The following is a 21,738-nucleotide window of genomic DNA, read 5'->3' on the forward strand; positions in this document are numbered from 1 at the left end:
CCTTGGGGGTACGAAGGTTAAACAAACTGCACTATTTAGTAGCGGAACCGTTTCGTTATTGATTTGACGCAAAAAAATTATGGATATAGCTGATAGTTTCGTCGCGAAGTTGTACACGCCATCTTCCTGGTTGCCGCTTTCAGTGCAACTTGAGGATGTCAGTGTACGCATCCCTGCAAAAAAGAGGAAAGCAATGGACGTCAGCCGCAGACAATTCTTTAAAATCTGCGCGGGCGGTATGGCGGGAACAACAGTTGCTGCATTGGGTTTCGCACCCAAGATGGCACTGGCTCAGGCACGAAACTATAAACTGTTACGTGCGAAAGAGATCCGAAACACCTGCACATACTGTTCCGTAGGTTGCGGGCTATTAATGTATAGCCTGGGTGATGGAGCAAAAAACGCCAAAGAGTCGATTTACCATATCGAAGGGGATCCGGATCATCCGGTAAGCCGTGGGGCACTCTGTCCTAAGGGCGCAGGATTGCTGGATTATGTGCACAGCGAGAATCGTCTGCGCTACCCGGAATATCGCGCTCCGGGCTCCGATAAATGGCAACGCATTAGCTGGGATGAAGCATTCTCCCGCATTGCAAAACTAATGAAAGCTGACCGCGACGCCAACTTTATTGAGAAGAATGAGCAGGGCGTAACGGTAAACCGCTGGCTTTCAACCGGGATGCTGTGTGCATCTGCGGCAAGTAATGAAACCGGCATGCTGACGCAAAAATTTGTGCGCTCACTCGGCATGCTGGCTGTAGACAACCAGGCGCGCGTCTGACACGGACCAACGGTAGCAAGTCTTGCTCCAACATTTGGTCGCGGTGCGATGACCAACCACTGGGTTGATATCAAAAACGCTAACGTCGTAATGGTGATGGGCGGTAATGCCGCTGAAGCACATCCGGTGGGATTCCGCTGGGCGATGGAAGCCAAAAACAACAATGATGCCACGCTGATTGTTGTCGATCCCCGTTTTACACGTACAGCCTCGGTTGCGGATATCTATGCGCCGATTCGTTCCGGTACGGACATTACGTTCCTTTCCGGCGTGTTGCTGTACCTGATTGAAAATAACAAAATCAACGCTGAATACGTTAAGCACTACACCAACGCCAGTCTGCTGGTGCGGGATGATTTTGCTTTTGAAGACGGTCTGTTCAGCGGTTACGACGCGAAAAAACGTCAATACGATAAATCGTCCTGGAACTACCAGTTCGATGAAAACGGCTACGCTAAACGTGATGAAACATTAAGCCATCCGCGCTGTGTGTGGAATCTGCTGAAACAGCACGTTTCCCGCTACACGCCTGATGTGGTGGAAAACATCTGCGGAACGCCGAAAGCCGACTTCCTGAAAGTGTGTGAAGTGCTGGCCTCCACCAGTGCAGCCGACCGTACCACGACCTTCCTGTACGCGCTGGGCTGGACGCAGCATACCGTAGGGGCGCAGAACATCCGCACCATGGCGATGATCCAGTTGCTGCTCGGTAACATGGGGATGGCCGGTGGTGGCGTAAACGCCTTACGTGGTCACTCCAATATTCAGGGGTTAACTGACTTAGGTCTGCTCTCTACCAGCCTGCCAGGCTATCTGACGCTGCCGTCAGAGAAGCAGGCGGATCTGCAAACCTATCTGGCGGCGAACACACCAAAAGCAACGCTGGCCGAACAGGTTAACTACTGGGGCAACTATCCGAAGTTCTTCGTCAGCCTGATGAAATCTTTCTACGGCAATGCAGCGCAGAAAGAGAACGACTGGGGCTTTGAGTGGCTGCCGAAGTGGGATCAGTCCTACGACGTCATCAAATACTTCAACATGATGGATAGCGGGAAAGTTACCGGCTATATCTGTCAGGGCTTTAACCCGGTTGCGTCCTTCCCGGACAAAAACAAAGTGGTTCAGTCGCTGAGCAAACTGAAGTATCTGGTGATTATCGATCCGCTGGTAACTGAGACCTCAACGTTCTGGCAAAACCACGGCGATTCTAACGATGTCGATCCGGCATCGATCCAGACCGAAGTGTTCCGTCTGCCATCAACCTGCTTCGCAGAAGAAGACGGCTCAATTGCCAACTCCGGTCGCTGGCTGCAGTGGCACTGGAAAGGTCAGGACGCACCGGGCGAAGCCCGCAATGACGGCGAGATTCTGGCCGGTATTTATCATCGTCTGCGCGAGATGTATCGCACTGAAGGTGGTAAGGGCGTCGAGCCTGTGCTGAAAATGAGCTGGAACTATAAGCAACCGGACGAGCCGCATTCTGAAGAGGTGGCGAAAGAGAATAACGGCTATGCGCTGGAAGATCTTTATGATGCCAACGGCGTGCTGGTTGCGAAGAAAGGTCAGTTGCTCAACAGCTTTGCGCTCCTGCGTGATGATGGTACTACGGCATCCTCCTGCTGGATTTATACCGGTAGCTGGACTGAGCAGGGTAACCAGATGGCTAACCGCGATAATGCCGACCCGTCAGGGCTGGGTAATACGTTGGGTTGGGCATGGGCATGGCCTCTGAACCGTCGCGTACTGTATAACCGCGCCTCGGCGGATCCGCAGGGTAAACCGTGGGATCCAAAACGCATGTTGATCAAGTGGAACGGGACGAAGTGGACAGGCAACGACATCCCTGACTTCAACAACGCAGCACCGGGCAGTGGTACCAATCCGTTTATCATGCAACCGGAAGGGCTGGGTCGTCTGTTCGCCATCGATAAGCTGGCGGAAGGGCCGTTCCCGGAACACTACGAGCCGATGGAAACGCCGCTGGGAACTAACCCGCTGCACCCGAACGTTATCTCCAACCCGGCTGCGCGTCTGTACGAAGCGGATGCGTTGCGTATGGGGAATAAACAGGACTTCCCGTACGTCGGTACGACCTACCGTTTGACCGAACATTTCCACACCTGGACTAAGCATGCCTTGCTGAATGCGATTGCCCAACCAGAGCAGTTTGTGGAAATCAGCGAAACGCTGGCGGCAGCAAAAGGTATTGCCAACGGTGACTATGTGAAGGTCAGCAGCAAACGCGGATTTATTCGTGCAGTTGCGGTAGTCACGCGTCGCCTGCGCACCTTGCATGTTAATGGTCAGCAGGTCGAAACGGTGGGGATCCCAATTCACTGGGGCTTTGAAGGAGTCGCGCGTAAAGGCTTTATCGCCAACACCCTGACGCCGAATGTCGGTGATGCAAACTCGCAAACGCCGGAATACAAAGCGTTTTTAGTTAACATCGAGAAGGCGTAAGGGGGCGAACATATGTCTATGGAAACGCAGGACATCATTAAAAGGTCCGCAACAAACTCCATCACGCCGCCGCCTCAGGCACGTGATTACAAAGCAGAAGTCGCGAAACTGATCGACGTTTCCACCTGTATAGGCTGTAAAGCCTGTCAGGTGGCATGTTCAGAGTGGAACGATATCCGCGACGAAGTGGGTCATTGCGTCGGGGTGTATGACAACCCCGCCGATCTCAGCGCCAAGTCCTGGACGGTGATGCGGTTTACCGAAACTGAACAGAACGGCAAGCTGGAATGGCTGATTCGTAAAGACGGTTGCATGCATTGTGAAGATCCGGGCTGCCTGAAGGCATGCCCGTCTGCCGGAGCAATCATCCAGTACGCCAACGGGATTGTTGATTTCCAGTCAGAGCATTGTATCGGCTGCGGGTACTGTATTGCCGGGTGTCCATTTAATATTCCGCGCCTCAATAAAGAGGATAACCGCGTGTATAAATGTACGCTGTGCGTGGATCGCGTCAGCGTTGGGCAGGAACCTGCCTGCGTGAAGACCTGTCCGACCGGGGCGATACATTTCGGCACCAAGCAAGAGATGCTGGAAATGGCCGAGCAGCGTGTGGAAAAACTGAAAGCACGTGGTTTCGAACATGCTGGTGTCTACAACCCGCAGGGTGTGGGTGGAACACACGTTATGTACGTTCTGCATCACGCCAACCAGCCGGAGTTGTACCACGGTTTGCCGAAGGATCCGCAGATTGATACTTCTATCAACTTGTGGAAAGGTGCGCTGAAACCGCTGGCCGCCGCCGGATTTATCGCCACCTTCGCCGGACTGATTTACCACTACATTGGTATTGGCCCGAATAAGGAAGTGGACGACGACGAGGAGGATCATCATGAGTAAGTCGAAAATGATTGTGCGCACGAAATTTATCGACCGCGCCTGTCACTGGACGGTGGTGATCTGCTTCTTCCTGGTCGCACTGTCGGGGATTTCGTTTTTCTTCCCGACGTTGCAATGGCTGACGCAAACCTTCGGTACGCCGCAGATGGGGCGCATTTTGCACCCGTTCTTCGGTCTGCTGATCTTCGTCGCGTTGATGTTCATGTTCGTTCGTTTTGTTCACCACAACATCCCGGGTAAGAAAGACATTCCGTGGCTGAAAAACATTGTGGAAGTGCTGAAGGGCAATGAACACAAAGTGGCGGACGTCGGTAAGTACAATGCCGGGCAGAAAATGATGTTCTGGTCAATCATGAGCATGATTTTTGTGCTGCTGATCACCGGTATTATTATCTGGCGTCCGTACTTCGCGCAGTTCTTCCCGATGCAGGTTGTGCGCTACAGCCTGCTGATCCACGCCGCGGCAGGCATTATTTTAATGCACGCCATCCTTATCCATATGTACATGGCATTTTGGGTGAAAGGATCGATTAAAGGCATGGTCGAAGGGAAGGTCAGCCGCCGCTGGGCGAAGAAGCATCACCCGCGCTGGTATCGCGAAGTTGAACGCGAAGAGGCGAAAAAAGAGAACGAGGAAGGGTTGAAATAGCCCATTAACGTTCTGCTGATAAAAATGGCGCTACCGATGTAGCGCCATTTTTTTGCCAAAAAAACGTCATGTTTGTGTCATCTGTGAAACGTAAGGTGTTGTCTTTCCAATAATAGAGAGTAAAAGACAATGCTTCTGGTAAAAAAATTACTCGCAGTTAGCCTGTTTCTTTGTGCGTCAGCTCAGGCGCAGAACATCCTTGAATTTCCTCAGCCGGAAAATAACCCGCAAGAGTTTTATGCCGTGACCGAAATCCCGGCAGGTGGGATCATTAAATATGAAACCGATGCCAAAACCGGCTTTATTGTTGCCGATCGATTCCAGTCGATGCCGGTTGCCTATCCGGCTAACTATGGCTCACTTACCCAGTCTCTGGCGGGTGACGGTGACCCACTGGATGTTATTTTCTATACCCGTGCGCCGCTGGCACCGGGAACATTGATTAAGCTGCGTGCCATTGGCGTGTTGAAGATGATCGACGGCGGTGAGAAGGACGACAAAATTGTCGCGGTACCGGCCAGTAAAATTGACCCGACCTATGACGACATCAACGAACTGAGCGATCTGCCAAAAATCGAAGTGCAACGGCTGGAGTCATTCTTCCGCGTGTACAAAGAACTGCCGGAAGGGCGCAAGAAGGTTGAGCTAAACGGTTTTAACGACGCCGCCGCGGCGAGGCAAGAAATCAAACAGGCCTGGGATGCCTGGAAAGAGAAAAAACCTCAGCAATAATGCCATGCCGGATAGCGCAAGCTTATCCGGTCTGCTGTTGCAGCATAAAGCGTGCATTATTGAACGGTAAGCTTGCGCAGACGTGAAATATCAACGCTTTTTTTTGCTTGTGCGAGGCTCCAGGTATTTTGCAGGTTGAGCCACATTTCCGGAGAACTGCCGATCACGACAGAAAGTTTGATCGCCATTTCAGGTGTTAACGTTGCTTTTCCGGTTAACAACCGGCTTGCAGTTGAAGGTGCAATCCCCATTGCTCTGGCAAACTCGCGCAGACTGACGTTCAGCTCGTCCAACGCTTCCTGAATAATATCTCCCGGACGGGGATGATTTGCCATTTTCATCAATGAATAGTCCTCGTAGTTCAGTATGTACGCGTCGCCATTGACGAATTCAAACGTAATGCGCCAGTTGCCTGAAACAGAAATTGCCTATGTTCCACCACGATCGCCCGTCAGGGGATGGAGTCTATAACCGGGCATATTGATGTCTGTAACCCTGCTTGCCGCATCAATAACAGCGAGCCGGTGCCGTAATCGCCGGACATGCTCTGCCATAACGCCTGATGTTCGCCCATGAAGAAACAAGTCGCGCAATCCTTCGTGCCTGAAGTTCACGATCATTCATGCCTTCCTTGTTCCTTCTGGAGGAACGCTATCATTAGTGTTCCATTAAACGCAACATTACGGGGCGCTATTTTGTAAAATAGTGCCGTTAACGGGTTAAAAGGAAAAGCAGGTCAGGGAATATCTGGAAAGCACTACGCAGGAATAACCGGATGGTGGCTTACTGCCTTATCCAGCCTACACGAGCATTTGCGCATGTAAGCCGGATGAGTTTGCTTATCCGGCAATATGTTTACTCAAGTTGTGAATTCAGTCGTTCAATCTCCTTACGCCATTGCGCCTGAAGTTGCGGCTTCTGGTGTTTTGGCTTGCGCGCGAGATCGTCGGCCAGTCGTTGTTCCAGTTCCAGAAGCTGTTCCAGTACAGCATCGCTGTCAGGACTCATTTCTGGCACCACTTTTACCCGGGTTTTACTGGCGCTTATTTCATCAGCGGTTTCCTGAATGCGTGCGCTAATCGCTTCCAGATCGTGCCATTCGCTGAGTTCACCATCATCGATAAACCAAAACCGGTTACAGCTTTGGCTGATAAGGTGACGATCATGACTGACCAGCAACACGCCACCGCTAAAGCTCTGCAGCGTTTTTGCCAGCGCCTCTTTGCCTTCCATGTCCAGATGGTTGGTCGGCTCATCAAGCATCAACAGGCTATAGCGGGCGAGTGTCAGCCCGACAAACAGCAGTCGAGAACGCTCGCCACCGCTTAACGTGCTGACTAACTGCTGGTGACGGATCCACGGAAAGCCCGCACTAATCAACGCCATCTTGCGAACATCAGGCTGTGGGGCAAACGGCTCCAGCGCATCAAACAACGAATCGTCATCCGCGAGCTGATGCAGTGTCTGGTCGTAATACCCCAGCGTGACACGAGGGTGTAACACCAGTGAACGGGACGCCATCTGCGACTGGTATTGCTGCCAGATAAGCCGTAACAGCGATGATTTTCCACAACCGTTACGGCCAACAATCGCCACGCGGTCACCGCTTTTGATTCTGATACCTTCGATAGAAAACAGCGTTGCAGCATCTGGCGCCGGCGAGACCGACAGGTGAGTTATCTCCAGCAAACGGTCTGCACGCAAAGCATCCCCCTGTAATGTTAGTGTCCACTGACTTCCTGCAGTCACTTCCGTCTGACTGTCTTTCAGGCGCAGCACCTGTTTTTCCATCTGTTTGGCTTTGCGGGACAAATCTTCGTTGTCGTAAACCCGTCCCCATGTGGCCAGCCGTTTGGCGCTGGCGGCGACCCGGTCAATCTCTTTTTGCTCAGCTTTATAGCGTAGTGCATCGCTGACGTCCCGGTCGACAAGGGCCTGGCGCGCCGCGCTACAGGGCAGATCAAAAGCGTGCAGGGTGCGATCGCGCAGGATCCAGGTTCCATGGGTAACGGCATCCAGTAACTGCGGATCGTGAGATACCACCACAAAACTACCGGACCACTTCTGTAAGAACTGCTCCAGCCATAGCAATGTCGGTAAATCCAGATGGTTACCCGGTTCATCCAGCAACAGGAGATCAGGATTACGCATCAGCGCACGCGCTAACAGCAGCCGCGTGTGCTGCCCACCACTTAGAGTTCGCGTTGTAAGATGCAAATTGTCCGGCGTAAAGCCCATTTCAGCGAGAAGCGATTCAACCCGCCACTGCTGAGCTGCGCGCTCATGTTCGGGAAGCTGGGCAAGAACCGCCTCCTGTAGCGTTAGCGGGAGAATGTCGTCCGGCAAATGTTGTTCCACGCGGGCTAGATGACAGTGGTTGGCCTGCGCAATTAATCCGCTGGTGGGCGTAATTGTGCCATCCAACAGTTTTAATAACGTGCTTTTGCCACAGCCGTTATAGCCAATTAGCCCAATGCGGTCGCCTTTTTTAAGGGTAAAGGTGAGATCGTCGAAAAGCGCGCCGAATGCCGTATCAACGTGTAAGGATTGTGCGGTTAGTAATGTGCTCATTGTTGCTTACTCAAGAGTTACAGGCGTGAAAACGCCTCGTCAAACATCGCTGACGATAACCCGGTAAGCCCGAGAGAAGGGGATTTAGAAGTTAGCTTCGCTCAAGCAGAAGTTATCGCAGCACGATACCGATAACGCTTGAGCTCTGGCGATCGCCAAATGTATGTGAAGCGATGAAACGTTCACAGTACAGCATAATTACCTCCTTTTATTTTTCAGAATGTTAATCGATGATGAAAGTGTAATCGTAAGTTATGGATTCGCGCAAGCTTTGAACACCCGGCGGCAGGCGCCGCCGGGTAAAACCGTCAAATAGAAGTACGACGGTAGTCGCGATATTCTGCCTGCCAGAAATTCTCGTCAATCGCCTGTTGCAGCGCTTCGGCAGACGTTTTCACCGCCACACCTTGCTGCTGGGCCATTTTCCCGACGGCAAACGCAATAGCGCGAGAAACGGTCTGAATATCTTTCAGCTCCGGCAACACCAGACCTTCGCCGTTCAGTACCAGCGGTGAGTACTGCGCAAGCGTTTCACTGGCAGACATCAGCATTTCATCGGTAATACGCGATGCGCCAGAGGCAATGACGCCAAGACCGATACCCGGGAAGATATAGGCGTTATTACACTGGGCAATTGGGTAGGTCTTATCTTTCCAGACTACCGGAGCAAACGGACTACCGGTGGCGACCAGGGCATTACCTTCAGTCCAGGCAATAATATCCTGCGGCGTGGCTTCCACGCGCGACGTCGGGTTAGAAAGCGGCATGACGATCGGGCGCGGACAATGCTTGTGCATCTCGCGGATAATCTCTTCGGTAAACAGACCCGTTTGCCCGGAAACACCGATCAGAATGTCCGGCTTAACGTTGCGAACCACATCGAGCAGCGACAGCACATCTTCTTGCGTATCCCAATGCTGCAGATTCTCGCGTTTTTGCACCAGTTTGGTCTGGAAGGAAAGCAGGTTCGGCATTTTGTCAGTCAGCAGACCGAAACGGTCAACCATAAATACGCGCTGGCGGGCCGCTTCTTCGCTTAATCCTTCACGCTGGATTTGTGCGATGATCTGTTCGGCAATCCCGCACCCGGCAGAGCCTGCGCCGAGGAACACAATATTTTGTTCACTCAACTGGCTTCCTGCCGCACGGCTGGCGGCAATCAGCGTCCCTACGGTTACCGCCGCGGTACCCTGAATATCATCGTTGAACGAACAAATTTCATCGCGATAGCGGTTCAGCAACGGCATGGCGTTTTTCTGCGCGAAGTCTTCGAACTGCAGCAGCACGTCCGGCCAGCGGTGCTTCACGGCCTGGATGAACTCGTCGACAAATTCGTAGTATTCATCGTCAGTAATACGCGGATTGCGCCAGCCCATATACAGCGGATCGTTCAACAGTTGCTGGTTGTTGGTACCAACATCCAGCACTACCGGCAAAGTGTAGGCCGGGCTAATGCCGCCACAGGCGGTATACAGCGACAGTTTACCGATAGGAATGCCCATCCCGCCGATACCCTGATCGCCAAGACCCAGAATACGTTCCCCGTCAGTAACGACGATGACTTTAATATTGTGGTTTGGGACGTTTTGCAGGATATCGTCCATGTTGTGGCGGTTTTGGTAAGAGATAAATACACCGCGAGAACGGCGATAGATCTCAGAAAAACGCTCACAGGCAGCACCTACCGTTGGGGTGTAGATGACGGGCATCATCTCATCAAGATGGTTATTCACCAGCCGATAGAACAGGGTTTCGTTGGTGTCCTGGATATTGCGCAGGTAGATATGTTTGTCGATTTCCGTTTTGAATCCCTGATATTGGATCCAGGCACGATCGGCTTGTTCTTCAATCGTCTCGACGACTTCCGGCAGTAACCCCAGCAGGTTGAAGTTACGTCGTTCTTCCACACTGAAAGCACTCCCTTTGTTTAGCAGGGGAAACTCCAGCAGTACCGGGCCAGCGTAAGGGATATAAAGGGAACGCAGTTTTTTAGTTTCGTTTTCCATGTCACTCACTCTTTTTTGAATAACCGTCCCTGGCACTCTTTATGATCGTATGTGGCCTGTCTGCCAGGGAAACGGGCGAAGTATAAAGCATTGTGAATGGGTTAAGGGGTTTTATAAGCAAAAACACCACTGCGGTTGCAATGGTGTTTATCTCGTTAATCCGTATGTCGTGCAGGAAATTACTTGCTGTCAGCGCGGCGTTTTCTTCCGGTTGGAGCATTGACCACGCTGGATTTGTCGCCTTCGGTTACGACTTTACGTTGATTGGAGATTTTGTGGTCCAGTCCAAGAATATGACGGGCCTGACGGTTCGATTTCATTCTAACTCCTTAATCCTGTTACTGGTTTCAAGGGCGAGTCCGCGTAAGATCGGACGAAATACAACCTGATAGAAAGCCGATGTATAAAAAAACGGCTTTCTGGATGGTCGGTCATTTTCTCTGAAAGGTCAATGCTTAAGCAGGGAATGCAGAACATTCCAATCAGACACATGCTTTTGCCTCAGCGTCCTATACTTGTAACTCCGACGACAACACAGGAGAGCAGTAATGACTATCCATAAGAAAGGTCAGGCGCACTGGGAAGGCGACATTAAGCGTGGGAAAGGAACCGTGTCTACCGAAAGTGGGGTGCTGAACCAGCAACCCTATGGGTTTAATACGCGATTCGAAGGCGCGAAAGGCACCAACCCGGAAGAACTGATTGGCGCTGCACATGCTGCCTGCTTCTCAATGGCGCTTTCGTTAATGCTGGGCGAAGCGGGTTTTACGCCAGACGCTATTGATACCACTGCCGATGTTTCTCTGGATAAAGTGGATGCGGGTTTTGCGATAACCAAAGTGGCATTACACAGTGAGGTTGCCGTGCCAGGGATCGATGCAGCAACATTTGACGACATCATCCAGAAGGCGAAAGCCGGATGTCCGGTGTCACAGGTTCTGAACGCAGAAATTACCCTGGATTATCAGTTGAAGTCCTGACGGATGCAGGCCGGATGCGACGCCGCATCCGGCATACATAACTTACTGTGCCACCCAACCGCCATCCATATTCCATGCCACACCGCGAACCTGCGCCGCAGCATCTGAACACAAGAACAGCGCGAGCTCACCCAGTTGTTCGGGCGTGACAAACTCACGTGAAGGCTGCTTCTCCGCGAGCAGCGCGTTACGTGCCGCTTCCGGATCTGCGCCTTCGGCAATGCGCTTGTCGATCTGCTGTTGTACCAGCGGGGTCAGGACCCAACCAGGGCACAGCGCATTACAGGTTACGCCAGTCTGCGCCGTTTCCAGTCCTATGGTTTTGGTTAGACCGACTACGCCGTGCTTCGCCGCGACGTAGGCCGATTTTTCTTTTGAGGCCACCAGCCCATGCACCGAGGCGATATTAATAATGCGTCCCCAGTTGCGTTCACGCATACCGGGAAGCGCCAGGCGCGTAGTGTGAAAAACGGAGGACAGGTTGATGGCAATGATTGCATTCCATTTGTCTACAGGGAATGTCTCGACCGGTGAGACATATTGGATCCCGGCGTTATTGACCAGAATATCCACGCCGCCAAACTCGCTTTCGGCGTAGTGCATCATCGCGGCAATTTGCGCTTCATCGCTGAGATCAGCACCATGATACCCTGGTGTTTTGCCATACTGCGCCACGGCGTCTTTTGCCGCCTCAACATCACCAAAGCCGTTGAGAATCAAAGTGGCCCCGGCTTTCGCCAGAACCTGCGCAATACCTAATCCAATACCGCTGGTCGATCCGGTAACCAGGGCTGTTTTTCCCGTTAAGTTCATGGTGATTCTCCTTAAACAATTCCGGTGGTGTAGAAGACGCCGATCACAAACAGCACGGCCAGACTTTTGATCACGGTGATGGCGAAGATCCCGCCATACGCCTGGCGATGGCTCAAGCCTGTGATGGCCAGCAGCGTAATTACCGCGCCGTTATGCGGCAGGGTATCCATGCCACCGCTGGCCATAGAGGCGACGCGGTGAAAGACTTCCAACGGAATGTTGGCAGCATGTGCGGCAGCGATAAAGGTGTCTGACATTGCCGCTAATGCAATGCTCATCCCGCCGGATGCCGAGCCGGTGATCCCGGCGAGGGTGGTAATACTGATGGCTTCATTGAGCAGTGGATCAGGAATGGCCGCCAGCGCTTTGGACAACACCAGAAAACCAGGCAGGGCGGCGATCACAGCGCCAAAACCGTATTCTGATGCGGTATTCATTGCCGCCAGAATCGCGCCGCCGACAGCCGTTCTGCTTCCTTCGGCGAGGCGGCCTTTGATGTTGCGATAACCAAAAATCACTACTAACAGGATCCCTGAAATCAGCGCGGCCTCTACTGCCCAGATAGCGGTAATTTTCCCGACTTCAGTCGTGATTGGCTTGGCCAGGCCAGGAAGCTCCAGCTGATGACTGGTGCCATACCAGACCGGGATCCAACGGGTAAACAGCAGGTTAAATACACCCACCAGAATCAGCGGGGAAATCGCAATGACTGGATTAGGCAGGTTAATGTTATCCGGTGTTTCCGGTTCGTTAAGCAGCTCGGTGCCATAGCCTTCGTTCTTTGTCTGAGCTTTGCGCCGCTGGCGCTCGAGATAGACCAGGCCGACAAAAATGATAAATAGCGAACCTATGAGCCCCAGCCAGGGTGCGGCCCAGGCGTTAGTACCAAAAAAGCTGGTCGGGATAATATTCTGGATCTGCGGCGTACCGGGCAAAGCATCCATAGTGAATGAGAATGCGCCCAGCGCGACGGTTGCCGGGATCAGACGCTTGGGAATATTGCTCTGACGGAACAACTCAGCCGCAAACGGATACACCGCAAAGGCCACTACGAACAGCGACACACCGCCGTAAGTCAGCAACGCACACACCAGTACAATCACCGGAATGGCGTGACGACGGCCCAGAATGTTGATCGCCGCGGCGACGATGGATCGGGAAAAACCAGATAACTCGATTAACTTGCCAAATACTGCTCCCAGTAAGAACACCGGGAAGTAAAGCTTCACAAAACCGACCATTTTTTCCATAAACAGGCCGGTAAAGGCGGGGCCGACGGCGCTCGGTTCGGTGAGCAGGACAGCGCCTAATGCCGCGATGGGGGCAAACAGGATGACACTGTATCCGCGATAGGCTGCCAGCATCAGCAGGCCCAATGCTGCCAGGGCGATTAATACACTCATCATGACTCCTTATTATTATAGTGGGGTACAGAAAGAGACGTTATGGCTTCAGCGCAAAGCGCAGCTGATGTTCCCGGCGTTGCTGGATGTACTCCTTGCGCGAATCATCCCAGCGATAGAATCCCTGACCGCTGCGCAAACCGGTATCACCGCGGGCAACCTTGTCAGCGACAAGTGACATCATGTCACTGCCGGTGGCCAGTTCCGGTAGCAGGTGGCGACAAATGTCCTGCACGGTGGACAGCCCGGTCATATCAGCGGCTTCCAGCGGACCGACCATCGCATAGCGGCGTCCGAGTGAGGCTCGCATTACCTGATCCACTACCTCTGCGCTGGCAATGCCGCTCTTGACGATATGCAGCGCTTCACGCAGTAAGGCAAACTGCAGGCGGTTGCCGACAAAACCTGGCGCAGCACGGTCGAGTACCACAGCCTCAAGCTGCATCGAGACCAGCAGTTGTTGTAATTCGCTGAGATATTCTGTCCTGGTTGCCGAGCCAGGAACGATTTCAACTAAGGGAATAAAGTGCGGTGGGTGCCAGAAATGGGCGATCAGCAATCGCTCCGGGTGAATAAGGTTCTCTGCCAGCGCATCGGGCGGCAGGCCACTGGTGTTACTGGCAATAATGGCATCTGGTGCTATTAGTGCTTCCAGTTGCGCATACAACGCATGCTTGAGTTCAATCCGTTCAGGGATAGCCTCAATCAGTAATCCCGATGCGGCGATATCCTGTAGAGAGGTAGTTCCGTGCAACCGGCTGAGAACCTGCTCTTTGTCATCGGCGGGAAACTGGTCGGTCGCAATGAGCTCATCCAGTATGCCGTTGGCAACAGCGGTAATTTCATTAATCCTGCTGTTATCAGTATCGAAAAGCCAGACATCATGGGAAAAACGGGCGAAGTGGATAGCGATGCCGACACCCATTAAACCGGCACCCAATACGCTGATGTGATTATTCTGCATGCTGTGCTCCTGTCGGACGTTCAACCGTCAGCGCCACACCCTGACCACCGCCGACGCACAGCGTCGCCAGACCTTTGGTCGCATTGCGGCGAGTCATTTCGTGCAGAAGGGTTACCAGAATGCGGCACCCGGATGTGCCAATCGGGTGACCAAGCGCAATTGCGCCACCGTTGACGTTCACTTTGTTACTATCCCAGTTCAGGGATTCGCCGACTGCCAACGCCTGCGCGGCAAATGCTTCGTTGGCTTCGATAAGATCCACGTCATCCAGCGTCCAGCCTGCGCGTTTCAAACACTGCAACGATGCCTCGACTGGACCAATACCCATGATTGACGGATCAACGCCCGAAACGGCATAGCCAGTAACCCTGGCAAGAATCGGAAGGTTCAGTTGCGCGGCTTTGGCTGCACTCATCAGCATCACCGCCGCCGCACCGTCGTTTAAGGATGACGCATTGCCTGCCGTCACCGTGCCATTACCGGGACGAAAAGCCGGTTTAAGCTGCGCCAGTTTGTCGGCCTGGGTATTCGGGCGAGGCTGCTCATCGCTATCTACCAGACGCGGTGTGTTTTTTCCTTGCGGGACGCTGACCGGGGTAATTTCTGCGGTGAAACGACCCGCCTCGATAGCCGCCGCTGCTTTCTGCTGGGAGAGCAGGGCAAAGGCATCTTGCTGCTCACGGCTGATGGCAAATTTATCGGCCAGGTTTTCAGCAGTAATCCCCATGTGATAGTCATTGAACGCATCCCACAGTCCGTCATGCACCACGCTGTCTTTCAGGCTGGCATGGCCGAGACGTAAACCTGCGCGAGCGCCGTCGAGAAAATAGGGGGCATTACTCATGCTTTCCTGGCCTCCGGCGATCACGATTTCCGCATCGCCACAGCGTATGGCCTGTACAGCCTGATGTACCGCTTTCAAACCTGAGCCGCACAGCAGATTAATGGTTATCGCGGGCGTGGTAACTGGCAATCCGGCGCGTAACGCAGTCTGTCTGGCCGGATTCTGACCACAACCTGCGGTCAGTACCTGGCCAAGGATAACTTCGTCAATCTGATCTGGTGCTACGCCGGTTTTCTCCAGCAGGGCACGAATGACGACGGTCCCTAGATCAACGGCAGAAAGCGGAGCCAGCGCGCCATGAAAACTGCCAATCGGCGTACGCGTTGCTGCGACAATAACAACATCCTGCATGGTCAGTTCCTCAGTTAAATTGCATTTCAGGCACGTGATCGGGGACGACCAGTTTGCCTGCGGTTCTGGCGACAATGTCGTCCACGCTGACGCCAGGGGCACGCTCGCGCAGAATGAACGCGCCGTCAGCGATTTCCAGCAGAGCCAGGTCGGTCAGCACGCGTTTAATACAGGCCACGCCGGTCAGCGGCAGGGTACAGGCAGGAAGCAGCTTGGATTCGCCACTTTTGGAAGCATGCGTCATCACGACAATGATGTTTTCTGCGCCAGCCACCAGATCCATCGCGCCGCCCATGCCTTTCACCATTTTTCCGGGGATCATCCATGACGCGATATTGCCGTTGGTATCCACTTCAAATGCACCGAGCACCGTCAGGTCGACATGACCACCGCGGATCATGGCGAAGGATTGCGCCGAGTCGAAAATCGCCGCGCCTTTACGCGCCGTAACAGTCTGTTTCCCGGCATTGATCATGTCGGCATCCAGTTCATCTTCGGTGGGAAACGGCCCCATCCCGAGCAGACCATTCTCCGATTGCAGCATCACGTCCATACCGTCGGGGATGTAATTCGCTACCAGGGTCGGAATACCAATACCCAGATTGACGTAATAGCCGTCGCGCAGCTCGCGGGCGACACGCATCGCCATTTGTTCACGCGTTAACATGGTCAGGCTCCTTTGTGCCGTAGGGTGCGTTGCTCAATGCGTTTTTCAAACTTGCCCTGAATAATGCGGTTAACAAAAATTCCGGGGGTGTGAATTGCCGCGGGATCCAGCTCTCCGGGAGGAACAATCTCTTCAACTTCGACGACTGTGATGCGCCCGGCAGCCGCCATCAACGGATTAAAATTCTGTGCGGTATGGCGGTATATAACGTTGCCGTACCAGTCGGCTTTCCAGCCTTTGACCAGCGCGAAATCTCCGGTTATCGCCTGCTCCATGATGTACGGACGTCCGGCAAACTCGCGAACTTCTTTACCTTCAGCCACGGGAGTACCGTATCCGGTTGCGGTGAAGAAAGCCGGGATCCCCGCGCCGCCCGCGCGTAACTGCTCTGCCAGCGTACCCTGTGGCGTCAGAATCGCTTCCAGCTCACCGCTGAGTACCTGCTTCTCAAACAGCGCATTTTCACCAACGTAGGAAGCCACCACTTTGCGTACCTGGCGGGTTTCGAGCAGTACGCCGAGGCCAAAACCATCTACGCCACAGTTGTTAGAAACGACCGTGAGTCCCTGAACCTCCCGACGACGAACTTCAGCGATCAGATTCTCGGGAATACCACATAAGCCAAACCCGCCAGCCAGCAGCGTCATGTTATCGGTCAGTCCTTCCAGCGCCTCTTGCCAGGTGGCGACCCGTTTATCCAGTCCAGCCATACACTTGCCCCTCCAGTTGTCCTTGCCGACATCATTGGGGGTGAAAAATGATTTGTTAATTTTAAATTTGTGACTCACTCATTGGGTTTTTTTATCAATTTAATGTTAATTAAAGGTATTCAACAAGTTAAGGGAATGAGAAATGAGAATGAGCATCAAACAGTTACGCGCGTTTTTAGCGGTAGCTCACACTCTGAATTTTGCTCATGCCAGCGAACGGCTGAATATGTCACAGCCAGCCTTAAGTCTGGCGATTAAAGGACTGGAGGATTCGCTGGGAGGAGCTTTACTGCTGAGAACTACCCGTAAAGTGACCCTGACGCAGGAGGGAGAAACACTACTGACGATGGGGCGGCAACTGCTTGCAGACTGGGAAAATACGGAAGAAGCGATGTGTCAGCGCTTTACGTTGCAACGTGGCAAAATTTCTATTGCGGCAATGCCATCGTTTGCCACTAATGTGCTGCCACCGGTACTCAAAACCTTTCGTGACTGTTATGGCGGTATCAATGTGACGGTTCACGATGTTATTAACGAGCAGGTCATCGAAATGGTGAGTGAAGGGCGGGTGGAAATGGGGATCGCCTTCGAGCCGGACTATTCAGGTCACCTCCATTTCACGCCGCTCGGTATGGACAGGTTTATCGCTATTGTGCCTCCGACGTGTCGACTTGCAGGCCGGGAGCGAATTACATGGAAGGAACTGCTGACGCTGGATTTCATTACACTGCAACGACCTTCAGCCGTACGTCTGATGCTGGAAGAACAACTGGTACAAAGTGGTCATTCGCTGGAGGTTGCACTGGAGAGCCATCAACTGGTAACTATCGGACGACTGGTGGCGAACGGACTAGGCGGCAGCGCAGTACCCGCGCTCTGCCGCACGCAGATGACTGAACTTGGCGCAACCTGTATTGAGCTGGACAGCCCGGTTATACAACGACGCATCGGCATCCTTCGCTCTGCGCATCATAAATTGTCGACAGCTTCCGAGGTGTTAGTGGACTCGCTGAAAAAAGCGTACCGTGCCTGATATTGTTGTCAGGCATGATACGCGTGGTGGATCTTATGTGGCCCGCCAGCAGCGGACTTCACTTCCGCTTTCACTTTTGAGCAATGACTGCTTCTGTTCACACCCGCTGGTTGCAAGCGGGCACCGGTCGCGGAAATAACATCCCTGGGGTAAGGTACGATTTCCCGGCAGTTCGGTTTTACGTAATAGCAAATCTTCTGCCAGTGGCGCGCCCGTTTTAGGAACTGAATCCAGCAATAAACGGGTGTAAGGGTGGGCCGGATGCGTCAAAACCTGCTGCGCGTCGCCCAGTTCGACAATTTGCCCAAGGTACATTACCGCTACCCGGTCGCTCATATGCCGGATAACTGACACGTTATGTGATATCAGCACAAAGGTCAGCTTTCTGCGCGCCTGTAGGGATACCAGCAGGTTAAGAATTTGCGCTTGTACGGAGATATCCAGCGCCGAGGTGGGTTCATCGAGCACGATCACATCCGGCTTTGATGATAATGCCCTGGCAATGGCAATACGCTGACGCTGTCCACCGGAAAACGCGTGGGGCAGACGGTCCAGATATTCAGGACGGATGCCAACCTGCTGGGCTAAATCTTCGGCAAGCGCGCGGCGTTCTCGTTCGAGACTACGTTTCTGGATCCATACCGGTTCAGTAATGATTCGCCAGACGGGCAGGCGAGGATCCAGCGACGAAAGCGGGTCCTGAAACACCATTTGCATACCGCTGCTTGCGCCAGTTTGTTGCTCCTCGCTGCGGATATATTGCCCCTGAGTCGGCTTGAGCATACCCATTAACAACTGCGCCAGAGTGCTTTTCCCACAGCCTGATTCGCCGACAATACCCAGCGTTTCACCCTGACGGATCTGTAAGTCCATACCGTTGAGCGCATGCACGCGTTCAGTCACCTTACCAAGCCAGTTTTTACGGGCGGGAAAGTTGACATGGACATCCTGTAGTGCCAGTAAAATGTCAGACATGCGTTGCCTCCAGTTGCGGATACCAGCAGGCGGATTGCTGATCTGATAGCCCCTGACTGCGTAACGCAGGGTTCTCATCACACCGTGATCCCGCAGCAAAACAGCGCTCACGGAATGCACATCCTGCGGGTAAACAGGTCAGGTTTGGTACCGTCCCCGGAATAGCGGGTAATAGGGTGCGTGGTTGGCCGTGTTCCGGCGCACATTTCAGCAGACCAATGGAGTAGGGATGTGTTGGATGCTGAATGACGGTTTGCGTCGGGCCGCTTTCGATGACACTTCCGGCGTACATGACGTACAACCTGTCGCACAGTTGCGATACCACCGCCATATCATGGCTGATAAACAGCACAGCCGTGCCGCTGGCCCGCGCTTTATGCCTGAGCAAACGCAGCACTTGCAGTTGTACCGTCACATCCAGCGCTGTCGTTGGTTCATCAGCGATAATCAGATCCGGTTCGCAGGAAAAGGCCAGCGCAATCATCACGCGCTGGCGCATTCCACCGGACAGCTCAAACGGGAAGCGCGACATCACTTCAGGGGCGTCCGGGATTTGCATTTCCTCCAGTAAAGCGATGGCTTTCTGGCGGGCATCACCACGACTGACTGATTGATGATGACGGATCACTTCCACCATTTGCTGACCGATACGCCGGGTCGGATTCAGCGCCGTCATTGGCTCCTGGAAAATCATCGCCACGCGCTCACCGCGCCATTTACGCATTTGCTTCTCAGTGGCGTTCAGAACATCTTCACCGAGCAGCGACACGCGTCCCTGATGAATTCGATAACTTCCCTCCGGCAGCAGGCGCATGGCGAGCATGGCTGTCACTGATTTACCAGAGCCGGACTCACCGACCACGCCGACAATCTCTCCGCGGTTGATATGTAGCGAGACATGGTTTAGTGCATGAACGTCTGCTTTATAACCGGGGAAGCTCAGGTGTAAATTCTCAATTTCCAGTACAGGTCGTGTCATGACTGTTTTCCTCCGGCTTTCGGGTCCAGCAGATCGCGGATACCGTCGCCAAAGAGATTAAAACCGACGGCAGTAATCAATATGGCGGCTCCGGGGAATGCGCAATACCACCATTGATCAAGTACATAGTTGCGACCTATCGCCACCATCGCCCCCCATTCTGCGCTGGGCTGTTGCGCCCCCAAACCGATAAACCCAAGCGTGGCAGCCATCAGGATCGCACTACCTATGTCCAGCGACGCCTGCACGATAAGGGGCGGCAGCGAATTGCGTAATATATGCCAGCTAATCAGATGCCAGCGTGATGCGCCGTAAGTGCGGGCGGCCTGCACATAAGTAAACTGGCGAACCACCAACGTTTGCCCACGGGCCAGTCGGACATAGAAAGGAATACGTACAATCGCAATTGCCAGCATCGCGTTAAACAGGCTGGGTCCCAGGGCGGCGGCCAGCGCCATCGTCAGCACCAGCGAAGGGATCGACAGCATGACATCCATGATGCGCATGATAATCGCATCAGCACGTCCACCCATCACACCCGACAGGCAGCCAACCAGCGAACCGACGCCTCCGGCAATACCCACCACGACCAGTCCGGCGACGATCGATTGCTGGCTTCCCACCAGTACGCGACTGAACAAATCACGGCCCACCTCATCGGTACCAAACCAGTGTGCTGCAGACGGGGGAAGCAGACGTGCAGTCAGGTCGATTGCATTGGGATCGTGAGGCGTGATCCACGGCGACAACACCATCATCAGCAGCATCAACACAATGATCGCGCCACCAATCAGCGTTAGCGGACTGCTTTTCATCATCCAGAACAGTTTTGCCCAGTCAACGCGCTGGCGCGCTGGCGGGGACGGGGCTGGTGTTTCTTGCGTAAGCATCATTCAGCGCCTCCTCGTCCGATTCGCGGATCAATCCACAAATACAGTAAATCCACCACCAGATTCACCAGTACGTAAGCCAAAGAAACCACAACGGCAAATCCCATTACCGCCGGGAAATCAAGCGCCTGAATAGAGGTCACCACCCAGGCCCCCATTCCCGGCCACGCAAAAACCGTTTCGGTTAGTACTGCGCCGTAGAGCAGATCGCCCAGCGCGAGGCCAAGAACGGTTATTGATGGAATAAGGGCATTGGGCAGTGCATAACACAAAATGATGTACCAGCCCGGTAAACCACTGGCGCGGGCGGTGCGAATATAATCTTCGCTAAGCTGTTCCAGCATGGCTGAGCGAATCTGACGGGCGACAATCCCCAGATGTACAAAAGCCAGCGTCAGAGACGGCAGGATCAGGTGCTGGAGAGCATTGAAAAAGACCTCACCATTACCTTCGAGAAGTGCGTCTATCAGGTAGAACCCGGTAACGTGTGTGGGGGGATCCAGCCAGTCATCCAGTCGTCCGCCACCGGGCAAAATCTGCAGATGGCCGTAAAACAGTACGATGACGCCCAGACCCAACCAGAACGCGGGTGTTGATATGCCGGTGATAGCCATCAGGCGTACGATATGGTCGAGCCAGCGGTTACGCCAGACAGCAGATAAAATGCCCAGCGGGATGCCAATAATGAGCGCCAGCAGCAGAGAGCAGAAAGCCAGCTCAAGCGTGGCGGGGAAAAAGACGCGCAGTTCATCCATTACCGGACGCCCGGTACGGATAGATGTCCCTAAATCCCCCTGAAAAATATCACTGACGTAGCGAAAAAATTGTACATACAGCGGCTGATTCAACCCTAATTGCTGGCGAATATTTTCGACAATTTCATCGCTGGCGCGATCGCCTGCCAGCAGCCGCGCGGGGTCCCCCGGGATCAGGTGCGAAATAATAAAAGTGATCACGCAAACACCGGCGACCACCAGGATAAGTCCCCAGCAGCGCTGGCGTAAAATGCTCCAGAAAGTCATTGGCTTCCCCT

The 21,738-nt window shown here is 53.5% G+C and carries 20 protein-coding genes and 1 pseudogene; 6 read left to right on the forward strand and 15 right to left on the reverse strand.

Annotated features, from left to right (window positions below; genetic code table 11):
* Positions 1 to 193 precede the first annotated feature (193 nt).
* The 4 genes from fdnG (at position 194) to OH663_RS05930 (ending at position 5,519) form a co-directional block, all read left to right on the forward strand.
* Positions 194 to 3,241, forward strand: a complete 3,048-nt coding sequence (fdnG, locus tag OH663_RS05915) for a formate dehydrogenase-N subunit alpha (RefSeq protein ID WP_136345514.1) — start codon at positions 194 to 196, stop codon at positions 3,239 to 3,241.
* Positions 3,242 to 3,253: 12 nt separating this feature from the next.
* Complete coding sequence (gene fdnH, locus OH663_RS05920; protein WP_045442976.1) at positions 3,254 to 4,138, forward strand: formate dehydrogenase N subunit beta; 885 nt, start codon at positions 3,254 to 3,256, stop codon at positions 4,136 to 4,138.
* Positions 4,131 to 4,787, forward strand: coding sequence for a formate dehydrogenase-N subunit gamma (gene fdnI, locus OH663_RS05925; RefSeq protein WP_200013288.1), 657 nt, complete (start codon positions 4,131 to 4,133; stop codon positions 4,785 to 4,787). The genes fdnH and fdnI overlap by 8 nt, the downstream gene beginning before the upstream one ends.
* Positions 4,788 to 4,916: 129 nt before the next feature.
* Positions 4,917 to 5,519 carry an inorganic diphosphatase gene (locus tag OH663_RS05930; protein ID WP_045442970.1) on the forward strand — a complete coding sequence of 201 codons (603 nt, stop codon included), beginning with the start codon at positions 4,917 to 4,919 and terminating at the stop codon, positions 5,517 to 5,519.
* 56 nt (positions 5,520 to 5,575) lie between these two features.
* On the opposite strand, the gene OH663_RS05935 is transcribed toward OH663_RS05930, so the two are convergent.
* The 5 genes and pseudogenes from OH663_RS05935 to sra all read right to left on the reverse strand — a co-directional run bounded on the left by OH663_RS05935 (position 5,576) and on the right by sra (position 10,416).
* A complete protein-coding gene (locus OH663_RS05935) occupies positions 5,576 to 5,860 on the reverse strand; it encodes a HigA family addiction module antitoxin (RefSeq protein WP_045442967.1) in 285 nt (94 codons plus the stop codon).
* 6 nt (positions 5,861 to 5,866) lie between these two features.
* Positions 5,867 to 6,139, reverse strand: a pseudogene (locus OH663_RS05940) (type II toxin-antitoxin system RelE/ParE family toxin); the annotation flags it as partial.
* Positions 6,140 to 6,374: 235 nt separating this feature from the next.
* Positions 6,375 to 8,090, reverse strand: a complete 1,716-nt coding sequence (locus OH663_RS05945; RefSeq protein ID WP_200013286.1) for an ABC-F family ATP-binding cassette domain-containing protein — start codon at positions 8,088 to 8,090, stop codon at positions 6,375 to 6,377.
* A 308-nt stretch (positions 8,091 to 8,398) separates the two neighbouring features.
* On the reverse strand, positions 8,399 to 10,096 hold the full coding sequence (maeA, locus tag OH663_RS05950; RefSeq protein ID WP_048221435.1) for a malate dehydrogenase: 1,698 nt from the start codon (positions 10,094 to 10,096) through the stop codon (positions 8,399 to 8,401).
* Between the two features lie 179 nt (positions 10,097 to 10,275).
* Complete coding sequence (gene sra, locus OH663_RS05955) at positions 10,276 to 10,416, reverse strand: stationary-phase-induced ribosome-associated protein (protein WP_045442952.1); 141 nt, start codon at positions 10,414 to 10,416, stop codon at positions 10,276 to 10,278.
* A gap of 228 nt (positions 10,417 to 10,644) precedes the next feature.
* On the opposite strand from sra, the gene osmC reads away from it, so the two are divergent.
* Positions 10,645 to 11,076 (forward strand): peroxiredoxin OsmC, encoded by a 432-nt coding sequence (osmC, locus tag OH663_RS05960; protein ID WP_045442949.1) that lies wholly within the window; start codon positions 10,645 to 10,647, stop codon positions 11,074 to 11,076.
* Positions 11,077 to 11,118: 42 nt separating this feature from the next.
* Here the strand turns inward: osmC and OH663_RS05965 are convergent, their stop codons facing one another.
* From OH663_RS05965 to OH663_RS05990, 6 genes are read right to left on the reverse strand one after another with little or no spacing between them, the layout of a single operon-like run.
* Positions 11,119 to 11,889, reverse strand: a complete 771-nt coding sequence (locus OH663_RS05965) for a 3-hydroxybutyrate dehydrogenase (protein ID WP_136345509.1) — start codon at positions 11,887 to 11,889, stop codon at positions 11,119 to 11,121.
* Positions 11,890 to 11,900: 11 nt separating this feature from the next.
* Complete coding sequence (locus OH663_RS05970) at positions 11,901 to 13,295, reverse strand: GntP family permease (protein WP_200013285.1); 1,395 nt, start codon at positions 13,293 to 13,295, stop codon at positions 11,901 to 11,903.
* A gap of 37 nt (positions 13,296 to 13,332) precedes the next feature.
* Entirely contained in the window at positions 13,333 to 14,256 is a 924-nt protein-coding gene (locus OH663_RS05975; protein WP_200013284.1) for a 3-hydroxyacyl-CoA dehydrogenase family protein, read from the reverse strand.
* On the reverse strand, positions 14,246 to 15,451 hold the full coding sequence (locus tag OH663_RS05980; protein ID WP_200013283.1) for an acetyl-CoA C-acetyltransferase: 1,206 nt from the start codon (positions 15,449 to 15,451) through the stop codon (positions 14,246 to 14,248). The genes OH663_RS05975 and OH663_RS05980 overlap by 11 nt, the downstream gene beginning before the upstream one ends.
* A gap of 10 nt (positions 15,452 to 15,461) precedes the next feature.
* On the reverse strand, positions 15,462 to 16,118 hold the full coding sequence (locus tag OH663_RS05985) for a CoA transferase subunit B (RefSeq protein WP_045442935.1): 657 nt from the start codon (positions 16,116 to 16,118) through the stop codon (positions 15,462 to 15,464).
* Between the two features lie 2 nt (positions 16,119 to 16,120).
* A complete protein-coding gene (locus tag OH663_RS05990) occupies positions 16,121 to 16,828 on the reverse strand; it encodes a CoA transferase subunit A (RefSeq protein WP_048221441.1) in 708 nt (235 codons plus the stop codon).
* A gap of 142 nt (positions 16,829 to 16,970) precedes the next feature.
* On the opposite strand from OH663_RS05990, the gene OH663_RS05995 reads away from it, so the two are divergent.
* On the forward strand, positions 16,971 to 17,861 hold the full coding sequence (locus OH663_RS05995; protein ID WP_200013281.1) for a LysR family transcriptional regulator: 891 nt from the start codon (positions 16,971 to 16,973) through the stop codon (positions 17,859 to 17,861).
* Positions 17,862 to 17,894: 33 nt separating this feature from the next.
* Here the strand turns inward: OH663_RS05995 and OH663_RS06000 are convergent, their stop codons facing one another.
* Genes OH663_RS06000 through OH663_RS06015 form a run of 4 tightly spaced genes read right to left on the reverse strand, consistent with a single transcriptional unit; the run spans position 17,895 to position 21,727 of the window.
* Entirely contained in the window at positions 17,895 to 18,836 is a 942-nt protein-coding gene (locus OH663_RS06000; protein ID WP_200013280.1) for an oligopeptide/dipeptide ABC transporter ATP-binding protein, read from the reverse strand.
* Positions 18,829 to 19,815: an ABC transporter ATP-binding protein gene (locus tag OH663_RS06005; RefSeq protein ID WP_045442923.1), complete on the reverse strand. Its 987-nt coding sequence runs from the start codon at positions 19,813 to 19,815 to the stop codon at positions 18,829 to 18,831. The genes OH663_RS06000 and OH663_RS06005 overlap by 8 nt, the downstream gene beginning before the upstream one ends.
* Positions 19,812 to 20,708: a D,D-dipeptide ABC transporter permease gene (ddpC, locus tag OH663_RS06010; protein ID WP_045442920.1), complete on the reverse strand. Its 897-nt coding sequence runs from the start codon at positions 20,706 to 20,708 to the stop codon at positions 19,812 to 19,814. The genes OH663_RS06005 and ddpC overlap by 4 nt, the downstream gene beginning before the upstream one ends.
* Positions 20,705 to 21,727: an ABC transporter permease gene (locus tag OH663_RS06015; RefSeq protein ID WP_048221443.1), complete on the reverse strand. Its 1,023-nt coding sequence runs from the start codon at positions 21,725 to 21,727 to the stop codon at positions 20,705 to 20,707. The genes ddpC and OH663_RS06015 overlap by 4 nt, the downstream gene beginning before the upstream one ends.
* Positions 21,728 to 21,738: the final 11 nt, after the last annotated feature.

Origin of the sequence: Citrobacter sp. Marseille-Q5395, from assembly GCF_947057495.1 — a bacterium.
Taxonomy (GTDB): Bacteria; Pseudomonadota; Gammaproteobacteria; order Enterobacterales; family Enterobacteriaceae; genus Citrobacter; species Citrobacter murliniae.